The sequence below is a fragment of the Candidatus Cybelea sp. genome (assembly GCA_036489315.1).
GTDB lineage: Bacteria > Vulcanimicrobiota > Vulcanimicrobiia > Vulcanimicrobiales > Vulcanimicrobiaceae > Cybelea.
The window spans coordinates 92,368-101,790 of the sequence record DASXFZ010000055.1 but is presented as its reverse complement, the minus strand read 5'-3'; the positions used below and the strand labels follow the sequence as shown (position 1 = coordinate 101,790).

10 protein-coding genes are annotated in these 9,423 nt (G+C 64.0%); 7 read left to right on the top strand and 3 right to left on the bottom strand.

Features of this window, described 5'->3' with window-relative positions:
• The coding region (locus tag VGG51_12140) for a metallophosphoesterase (protein ID HEY1883779.1) at window positions 1-925 on the top strand (925 nt) is incomplete at its 5' end.
• 120 nt (window positions 926-1,045) lie between these two features.
• Window positions 1,046-2,011 carry a hypothetical protein gene (locus VGG51_12135; GenBank protein ID HEY1883778.1) on the top strand — a complete coding sequence of 322 codons (966 nt, stop codon included), beginning with the start codon at window positions 1,046-1,048 and terminating at the stop codon, window positions 2,009-2,011.
• A gap of 12 nt (window positions 2,012-2,023) precedes the next feature.
• On the opposite strand, the gene VGG51_12130 is transcribed toward VGG51_12135, so the two are convergent.
• Together VGG51_12130 and VGG51_12125 are read right to left on the bottom strand one after the other, a co-directional pair.
• Entirely contained in the window at window positions 2,024-3,106 is a 1,083-nt protein-coding gene (locus VGG51_12130) for a hypothetical protein (protein HEY1883777.1), read from the bottom strand.
• A gap of 1 nt (window position 3,107) precedes the next feature.
• Window positions 3,108-4,109, bottom strand: a complete 1,002-nt coding sequence (locus VGG51_12125; protein ID HEY1883776.1) for a hypothetical protein — start codon at window positions 4,107-4,109, stop codon at window positions 3,108-3,110.
• 146 nt (window positions 4,110-4,255) lie between these two features.
• Here VGG51_12125 and VGG51_12120 point away from each other — a divergent pair, with 146 nt between their 5' ends.
• A complete protein-coding gene (locus tag VGG51_12120; GenBank protein HEY1883775.1) occupies window positions 4,256-5,821 on the top strand; it encodes a hypothetical protein in 1,566 nt (521 codons plus the stop codon).
• Entirely contained in the window at window positions 5,821-6,465 is a 645-nt protein-coding gene (locus VGG51_12115) for an isoprenylcysteine carboxylmethyltransferase family protein (protein HEY1883774.1), read from the top strand. Before VGG51_12120 ends, VGG51_12115 begins: the two co-directional genes overlap by 1 nt.
• 25 nt (window positions 6,466-6,490) lie before the next feature.
• Here VGG51_12115 and VGG51_12110 read toward each other — a convergent pair whose 3' ends face one another.
• A complete protein-coding gene (locus tag VGG51_12110) occupies window positions 6,491-6,649 on the bottom strand; it encodes a hypothetical protein (GenBank protein HEY1883773.1) in 159 nt (52 codons plus the stop codon).
• 91 nt (window positions 6,650-6,740) lie between these two features.
• On the opposite strand from VGG51_12110, the gene VGG51_12105 reads away from it, so the two are divergent.
• The 3 genes from VGG51_12105 (at window position 6,741) to VGG51_12095 (ending at window position 9,399) form a co-directional block, all read left to right on the top strand.
• Window positions 6,741-7,775: a DUF2332 domain-containing protein gene (locus VGG51_12105; GenBank protein HEY1883772.1), complete on the top strand. Its 1,035-nt coding sequence runs from the start codon at window positions 6,741-6,743 to the stop codon at window positions 7,773-7,775.
• 262 nt (window positions 7,776-8,037) lie between these two features.
• Entirely contained in the window at window positions 8,038-8,595 is a 558-nt protein-coding gene (locus VGG51_12100; protein ID HEY1883771.1) for a Fe-Mn family superoxide dismutase, read from the top strand.
• Window positions 8,596-8,640: 45 nt separating this feature from the next.
• Complete coding sequence (locus VGG51_12095) at window positions 8,641-9,399, top strand: SDR family oxidoreductase (protein HEY1883770.1); 759 nt, start codon at window positions 8,641-8,643, stop codon at window positions 9,397-9,399.
• Window positions 9,400-9,423 lie beyond the last annotated feature (24 nt).

Sequence of the window (9,423 nt, the reverse complement as noted above, 5' to 3'; positions counted from 1 at the left end):
CGCCAACGATCCGATCTACAACCCCGCGTTCTTCTATTCATGCGGCGACTGCGTCTACTTCAACGGCCAGGACGCCCAGTATTACGCACAGTTTTACGAACCGTACGAGCACTATCCGGGGCCGGTCTTCGCGATCCCCGGAAATCACGACGGCGAGAACCTCCAGGGCGAAACGAGCCTCGCCGGATTCGTCAAGAATTTCTGTGCGCAGGACGCGGTTCACCGGCCCGAAGCCGGCGATATTCCCCGTGACGCGATGACCCAGCCCTACGTCTACTGGACGCTGCTCGCGCCGCACGCGCGCATCATCGGTCTCTACACCAACGTCGAGCCGGGCGGCGACCTCGACGACACGCAGTACGAGTGGCTGGTCGGAGAACTCACGGCCGCTAAAGAGGATCAAGATCGTGCGGTGATCCTCACGATGCACCACCCGATCTACTCGCTCGATAACTTTCACTCGGGGAGCCCGCACGTACAAGAGCCGGTGATGAAGGCGATCGCCGCCTCCGGGCGCTATCCGGATCTCGTTGTCGCCGCGCACGTCCACAACATGCAGCGCTTCAGCGTTCCGATCAAAGGTGAGAAGGCCATCGTTCCCTATCTGGTTGCGGGCGCGGGCGGCTACTCGAACCTGCACAAGATGCAGAAGTCGGTGAAGGCGACGAGCACTCCGATTATCGTTCCCGATAAAGAGTACGGCATCAGCGTCACGCTCGAGTCCTACGTCGACGATCAGCATGGATTCTTCCGCTTCGAGATCGGAGATCAAACGATCGTCGGCGAATACTTCAACGTGCCTCGGCCGCAGGATCCCTACGCGCGCGGCCCGCGGCTCTACGAGCGCTTTACCTACGACTGGCGCCAGCATGCATACGTCGCGAACGCGGTCGTCTCACGCTATCCGGGCACGGGCTACCGCTAATAAGCCGCGCAGGCGTCGCCGTCCCGCAGGTTTGCACCCAAGCCGTTGCGATAGGCTTTAGAGAGCGCGAAATCGGATGTTCCAAGCCGCTAACCCATTTGCGGAGTAAGGAGTAGACAGATGAGGATTTCGTCCCCGGCCCGCAGGCTCGGTCTATTCGTGGCTGGAGCGATGCTCGCAGGCTGCGGCGCTCTTCGGCCGGCGCAGGGTGACATGCAGCTGCCGACAGCGGGGTCGGAGGCGATGCGGCGAACGCCGGCGATCGCGGCGCATGCGGGTCGTCGCTCCTGGATGGCGCCCGACGCGAAGAAGCACGACCTCCTCTATATCTCGAATTTCTACAGCAGCACCGTTTTGGTTTTTACTTACCCCGGTGGAAAGTTGGCCGGCGAGTTGACCCCTATTACGGACCCGCAAGGCGAATGTACGTCGAAGACGAGCCACGGCAACTGGTGGGTCGTTGCTTCGGGCGCAGATGAGATTATGGAATACGCACACGGGGGCACATCCCCAATCTCGACCTTGAGCGAAGATATTGGCGAACCCGCTTACTGCGCGGTTGACCCGACAACCGGCAATCTCGCGGTTACAATCCTCGGTGCCGGCGACATCGTAGTCTTCGCGTACGGCTCAGGCTCGGGCACGACCATTTCCGACGGTTTGACCTCATCAGGCGGCGACGCCTACGACGATCGTGGCGACCTTTTCGTCGACGGCCTCACCCCCAGTAACCGCTTCGCACTCCTGGAGCTTCCCAAAGGCGGCCGTTCGTTCGAGGCCATCACGCTGCACCCGAATATCCTCGGCACTTTCCAGTGGCACGACAACTACCTCGCCGTCTACGGCGGCGGCGGCATTTACCACTTCGCGATTCACGGAATGAAGGGAAAAGAGGTCGGGTTTACGCCGCTGCGCGGCGGTAGCGATCTCACCGAATTCTGCATTCAGGAAGGGCACGTTGCCGCGGCCGATGCCGGAAATGAAAACGCGCAAATGTGGAAGTACCCGGCCGGCGGCCCGGTATTGAAGACCCTGCAAGGCAGCTTCGACGGTCCGGCCGGTGCGGCCGTCAGCGTTGCAAAGTAGTCCCGCGGAACGTTATTTCCTGGGGCTGACCGCCATGCCGTAGGCGAATGGCTCGGTGCTGCTGCTCGTTTTTTGCACGAGCAGCTCGCGTGCGCTCGGATAAGCGAACTTGGCCGGCCGCGTTGCGACGTCTAGATAACTCTCGACGATATAGGCCGGCGCGTAGAACCGGTTTCCGGAGAGCGCGAAGAACTTGAAGCTGGTTCCCCAGCCGGTGCCGGGATACTGAATCGTGCTCGACGGCTTCTTCGAGCCGTGCGGGTAGCTCAGGACCTGGTTGAGCGTGGCGTCGTCTTCCACGTTCTCGACGACGACGTCGCCGTTGGATGCAATTTGAATGCCGCCGAGAGCGGGACCGCCCGGCACCTGCAGACCCAAGGCCGTCCCGTGCGTCGATTTATACGCGTATTCGGTGACATCGCTAACCACAAAACCGCTGCTTGGATAGTAGAGATTCGTCAAATAGAGATTTGAGCTCGAATCGACGGCGATCGCTTGGGGACAGCCGATAAAGTCATCGATCGTGCGCGTCGGGCTCATGCTGCCCTTCGCATACTCGATCACGTTGCCGCCGGGGCCGCTGCCTTGTCCGCAGCCGCCGCCCAGCGCGTTGGCGAGGTTCGCGACGTAGAGCGTCCCGTGGGCGTCGACCGCGACGTCCTCCGGCGCGCTAAGCCCTTGGGTGTAGACTTTGCTCGGTTTCGTCGCCCCGCGCGCAAAGACGTCGACGCTCGGCGTTCCCGAACCGAAGGTCGCGATTGCAACGTAGAGATTCTGCGCCGCATCGGTCGTCAGGCCGAGTGGAACCGCTCCGGTGCCGAGCTGTAAGCGGCCGCTAGATTTGAACCCCTTCGCGCCGACCGTCCAGATATCGACGGCGGCTTCGAACGGCTCCGACGTGTAGAGCAGCGTCGAACTCGTGCCGCTGGGTGCCCAGCTCGCGCCGGCACCCCCGGTTGCGGCGTGCAGCCGTTGACACTGCGCGGCGGACAGCGGAATGTTGAAGGCGCACGTCGGCCGCGTTTGCAGCGACCGTGAACCGTGCGCGGCGCCGATAGAGAGTAGCCCTAGCGATGCGATTATCAAAAGCCTCATCTTATTTCTCCGGCTGGAAAACGGCGTCGTAGCCAGTAGTTACGTATTGGCTCCAGGCCGGCTGCGTCTGTCCGGCTGCGTACCCGACGACGGCGGGGACGTAGCCGAACCACTCTTTGCCGCCGATCAGCGCCAGCGTGAGCGGAGCGCTGACGATGAGAATGTCGCCCGGCTGCGTGACCGAGAGCATCGCAGGCTCGGCGATCGTGCTCTGCGACGAGTTGAAGACCGGCCCGGGTACGACGATCGTCTCTTTCGGTGCCGTCGAGCCCGGTGCGTACATCGTGACCGTCGACTTCGCGCCGAGCATGTTGCTGACGAAGAGGTCGCCGTTGCTGTCGAGCGCAACGCCGACCGGCCGCGCGATCTTCGTCAGTTTGAGCGAGCGCGGCGTCTTCGAACCGTGCGTCAGCTCCAGCACGTCGTTGGCCGAGCTGTCCGCGATGTACAAGTTGTCGTGCCCGTCGACGGCCAGGCCGTCGGGGCCCACCAGATTCGCGGTGATCCTTTCGCTCGGCGCGCTCTTCCCTGATGGAAAGACGACGACTGAGGCGAGGTATTTATTGCTCGCATAGACGGTGCCGTGAGAATCGACCGCGACTCCCGTCGTCGTGTTGAGGCCGGTCGTCAGCGTACGAGCGGGTGACGTCGCGCCGCGTGGATACTCGCCGATCGAGCCGGCGCCGCTGGCGTCGACCTGCGCGTTCGCGACGTAGATCGTACCTTTGGCGTCGACCGCGAGCTGCGACGGGTTGGAGACGCCTTGCAGCTGCCCGGTCGCGGCGAGGTAGCCGAATTTAATGTCCTTGAAGTTTGTCGGACAGATCCAAACGGCTGCGTTGTCCAAATCTGAAACGAAGACTTGCCCGTTATACTTTCCGTGGCCCTTCGGGGCCGTTTGCGAAGCGGCCCCGCTATTCGGGAGAACCGGAGCGGCGTGCGATCCGATCCCGGAGCAGGCCGTGAGAAGTGCGATCGCGCCAAGCGCGGCAAATGTTTTCATGGCAGTGCACCCTCCGATTGCTCGGGCGCCAGCTCCTACCGCGGCGCGAAAATGCGGCATTACTTGAGTCGGGGCCGGGCTGCGCTTCGCCAGAATGCCACGTCACCCGGCAGACCCGAGGCTCGTTCTGGAGAAGAGAAGATTCCATGGCGCGCAAGTCAGATCGAGACGATCCGCTCTCCGCCGTACGCCGCTTGCTGCGCGAGCTGCGGACGTTGCGCTCGCTCGAAGCTCGGCGGCATCTGGCGATGCTAGGCGCCGTTGAGATCGCGCTATTCCGTTTGCCGCCGCGCCAGCGCGAGATCGTGCGGCGCTACGATCTCGGCGGCGAGAGTGCCGCCGTCGTTCAGCGTGCACTAGCGCTCTCGCCGCGGCAGTTCTTTCGCGATCGCCGCCAGGCGCTCGCCTTTCTCAGCGAGCATCTCTTCGACGAGAATGCAGGCGCCGCGGAGGACCGCCCGGCCGTCGCGGATGCGTCCCCGTTTGCAGCCGGCGGCGAAGCGGTGCTCGCAGGCAAGACCTTCGCGCGAAGCCTCGCGCAATCCGGAAACGCGGAGTGCCTCGACGCGCTGCGCGCACTCGCGAGAGACGCAAGCGATTTGCTCGAGCGCGCCGACCTGCTGCTCGAGTTGGCCGAAACGGCGAACGACTATAGCGACGAACCAGCCGGGTCGGCCGCTGTGCGCGCCGCGTCGCACGTACTCAACGACGGTGAGTTCGCCCCCGCCGTCGCCGATTGGCTGCGCGGACGCCTCGCTCGCGCGCAGGCGCACTTATCCCTAACGCCGTTGGAGAGCGTCTCGCATTTTGAACGCGCGGGCGCTTTTCTGCGGCGCAGCATCGCTGCCGAACCCGCGCTGCTCAAGCCCCACTCCGCCCTCGCCGACACGCTCGGCGACGAAGCGCTGTTGCAGTTTAGACTTGGAAACTTCGCGCAGGCTCGATCTTCTTCGGCCGAAGCGGTCGAGCTCATCGATGCGTTCCGGCTTGCGAACCGTCCTGAGGCGCTCGAGATCTCGGCGGTACACGTGACGATCGAAGCGATCGTCACGGGGCGAACCCGCGCCGCTGTCAGCGAAATCGCGGTATTGCTGCAACGGGGCGCCGAGTCCGGATGGTCGTCGACGGCGAGCCGCCTCGGAGCGGTGCTCGTCGGGCTCAACGCCGTCAGCGGCGACTATACTGAGGCGATCCGCCGCTACCGCACGATGGCACCCCACGCGCTGCGCGGCGCGCGTCCCGGCGATCGTTCCGGCTTGATGATGGAAGCGGCGCACGCCTACACGATGACCGGCCGTCCGCACGACGCGCTCTCGCTGATGGGCTACGTTCGTCCCGGCGAGGGGTCCTGGTGCCCGCGCGCGGTTGTGCCGGGCTGGCACGCGTCTGCGGCCGCCGCGTTGGACCGTCTCGGCGAACACGAGGCGGCATTGCGCGAGGCGCGTGAGGCGCTTGCCGGCTATAGCGCGCAACGGACGGAGCGCGGCCTCGGCGACGCGCATCGGCTGATGGCGACCGCGCACGCAAAACTCGGCGACGTCGGCTCGGCGCGCGAACACCTGCGTGAAGCGCGCCGGCTGGCCGAACATCACGCCACGCCCTACGGGCTGCTGCTCACCCTGTCGGCCGAAGCCGCTATTCTGCCGAGCGCCGCTCTCAAACGCGAAGCCGCGGAATACGCAAAGCTGCTGCACGAGCTCGCACGATCGTGATGCGCCAGCTAATCGTGCTCACCACCTCGGCCGCCTATTTCGTGCTCGTGATTCTCTGCGACGGCGGATTCGCGCGCTTTTTCTCCCAGCCGCCGCTCATCGCCCTGACGATTGCTTTCTGCGCGCTCGTTATCGCCGCGGCGCTGGCCGGCGGCGGTATATCGCGCGGGGAGCGAGAGGACCGCTCCAATCGCTGGGTGCTGATTCCCTTCTCGCTGCTCGGCCTCGCGCTTGCCGTGGTGCCCGCATACTCCGATCGCATCGGCCTTCTTACGTTCGGCGGCGATGCGATTCGCTGGGCCGGTCTCGTGCTCTTCATTATCGGCGGCGCGCTGCGCATCTGGCCGGTCTTCATTTTGGGCGATCGCTTCAGCGGGCTGGTAGCGATCCAACGCGGTCATCAGTTGCTGACGACCGGAATCTACGGCGTCATCCGCCATCCCAGCTACGCCGGGTTATTGATCAGCTCAGTTGGCTGGAGCTTAGCCTTTCGGTCGGCGCTCGGGCTGATTTGCACCGCGCTGCTCGTGCCGGTGATTATCGCGCGCATTCGTTCGGAGGAGGCACTGCTCGGCGCGCACTTCGGCCCCGAATACGACGCCTATCGTGCGCGTACCGCGCGCCTGATTCCCGGCCTGTACTAACGCTGCTGCGTACCTGCCGCTCCGCCTATTCTCCGCCGGGGCTGACGTCGTTGTTGCCCCCGTCTTCGTCGGGCAACGGACTACCTTCGGCCGGGTTCGGCGGCGGCGAATTCGGATTCGTCTCGGGCGCTTCGGGGTCGTCGGGATCGGGCCGCGGATCGACGGTGGGGTCTTCGACCGACATCGTTCTTCCTTTCATTGCCTGGCCTGCCGCCAGCACGTGGTTGGGAGTTTTACGATACCCGAAAAAACCAGGGCTTATACTTACGAGGAAAATGACGGATATAACGACGCGGTTGGAACACCAGGCGCAGGCCTGCGCGGCGATGGGCTCCCCGTTCACGGCTGCGTTGCTGCGCGAAGCGATCGCGCAGTATCGCGCGGGCGATCGCGCGGTCGCGGCGTTGTTCGACTCCCTCGACGGGTACTTTCGCCCCGGACTGCATCTCGCCGGTGCGTTGCACTATCTCGCATTGTCCGGCGACCCGAAGCTTCGAACGCACTATCCGTCAACCGGCGGCAACGGCGACGCGCGCGCCGCCTGGCGAGCCGTCCGCGAAATTGTCGCGCGCACGCCCGAGCGATTGGCGCCGATTCTCGCAAGGATCCCCCAGACGAACGAGCCGGCGCGTTCGATGCCGCTGCTGGCCGCGTGCGCTTTTCTGGCGGCGCGTTTCGGGATGCCGCTGCGCCTTCGCGAGATCGGCGCGAGCGCGGGGCTCAATCTTCGTTTCGACCGCTTCGGCTACGACGGCGGCGACTGGCGCTGGGGCGATCCGGAATCGCCGCTAGTGCTGCGCAATCGCATCGCCTCGGGGCACCCGGCGTCGCTGGACGCTTATCTCGAAATAACCGATCGCCGCGGTTGCGATCTCCACCCGCTCGATGCAACAAAAGAAGAAGACCGTCTACGATTGACGTCGTTCGTTTGGCCCGATCAACACGACCGTCTCGAGCGTCTGCGCGGCGCGCTCGCGGTCGCGCGCGCGTTTCCGGTCACGGTCGACCAAGAGAGCTACGCGACTTGGCTTCCGCGTGAAGGCGGCACGGCCGGCGGTCGCGTCACGGTCGCGATCAGCACCCTCGTGGAAGAGCACCTTTCACCCCAAGAGAAAGCCCGCCTCGTCGGCACGATCGCGCAGTGCGCTGAGGCGGCATCGGCGGTCGCGCCCTTTGCGCACGTTTCGATGGAGCTCGACGGACGCGCCTATCGTACCGCGGTGAAAAGCTGGCCGGGACCAAGCGAAGCGGTGACGATCTGCCGCAGCGACGGTCACGCACAAGATATCGTCTGGCCGGCTAACGTTTGAAATTCGCCGCGGCTGCCTATTCGTCGCAGGGGCTCCCGAAACGGCCGGACCGTTGCCAACCGGCCCTCGCCCGCCGGCAAAACAGCCCCAAACATACCCGAACATAAAGGTAGGTAATCCTAAGTTGAGCAGCCTACGCATAGCTTGATTCAATCCGTCGCATGGTTCGTAGGATTTTCAATGGGCGGATGGGTAAGGCATCTCTATGACCACAGCTAGTACTACTGCGCGATATTCGCCTAAAAAATGGAATCTGTCCGGATTGCAGGGCATCTCGGACCAAACCCTCGAGATCCACTTCGGCCTGTACGAAGGCTATGTCAAAAACACCAATGCGCTTCTCGACCGAATCGACGCGCTTCGAAGCGGCGGCCAGAACTCCGGCGCGAGCCCCGAGTTTGCCGAGATCGTCCGGCGCTTAGGGTGGGAGTTCGACGGGATGCGGCTCCACGAATACTATTTCGATAACCTCACCAGCTCGCCGGTGGCCTTGAAATCGGGCAAGCTGCACGATGCCCTCGGGAAATCGTTCGGTGACGCGGAACAGTGGAAGAAGGACTTCGCTGCGACCGGGGGGATGCGCGGCATCGGCTGGGCGATCACCTACCTGGATCCCGATACAAAACAGCTCCTCAACGTTTGGGTCGGCGACCACAATGTCAACAACCTTGCCGGCTGCGAGCCGATCGTCGTCATGGATCTGTGGGAGCACGCGTGGCTGCGCGATTACAAGCCGGCCGACAAAGGTAAGTACGTCGAAGCCTTCATCGGCAACATCGACTGGGAGGCCTGCGAGGCCCGGCTCAAAGCAATAACCTGAAGGCTGCGGCTCGAGCCGTGCGAGCGGCTCGAGAAAGTAGGCGGTATGAGTCGTGCGATCGTGACCGGCGCCTCAGGCGGTTTCGGCTTAGAGTTTGCCAAGCTGCTCGCCGCCGACAAGCACGATCTCGTACTTATTGCGCGCTCGGGCGATAAGCTCGAAGCGTTGGCTGCGGAATTGCGTGCGCGATACGGCGTGAGCGTCGAGACGCTGGTCTTAGATTTGAGCAAGCCCGATGCCGCGGCAGCCGTACTCAAGCACGTGCCGGAGTGCGACGTCCTGATCAACAATGCCGGCTTCGCCACGAACGGCCGCTTCGACGAGATCCCGCCGGAGCGCATTCGCGACGAGATCGCCCTCGACGTCTTGACGTTGACCGAGCTTGTTCGCGCTTACGTTCCGGCTATGCGTGCCCGCGGCTCCGGCCGAATCTTAAACGTCGCTTCGACAGCCGGCCTGCTGCCCGGCCCATTCATGTCGGTGTACTACGCCTGTAAGGCCTACGTGCTCTCTTTTTCGCAGGGAATCGCCGAGGAGCTTCGCGGCACGGGCGTCACGGTGACTTGTCTGGCTCCCGGGGCTTCGGCAACCGGCTTTGCCGAGCGCGCGAATGCGGGCCGTTCGCTGCTCTTTGGAAAACTGCCCTTGGCAAGGGCGGCGCCGGTTGCGCGAAGCGGTTACCGCGCGATGCTGGCCGGGCGCGATCTCGTCGTTCCCGGGCTTTCGAATAAGCTGGTTGTGCTCGGTTCGCGGCTGAGCCCGCGGCGTTTGCTGATCTGGATGTCGCGCCGGTCGATCGAGTGAACCGCCAGGCGCGCACGAACGGTT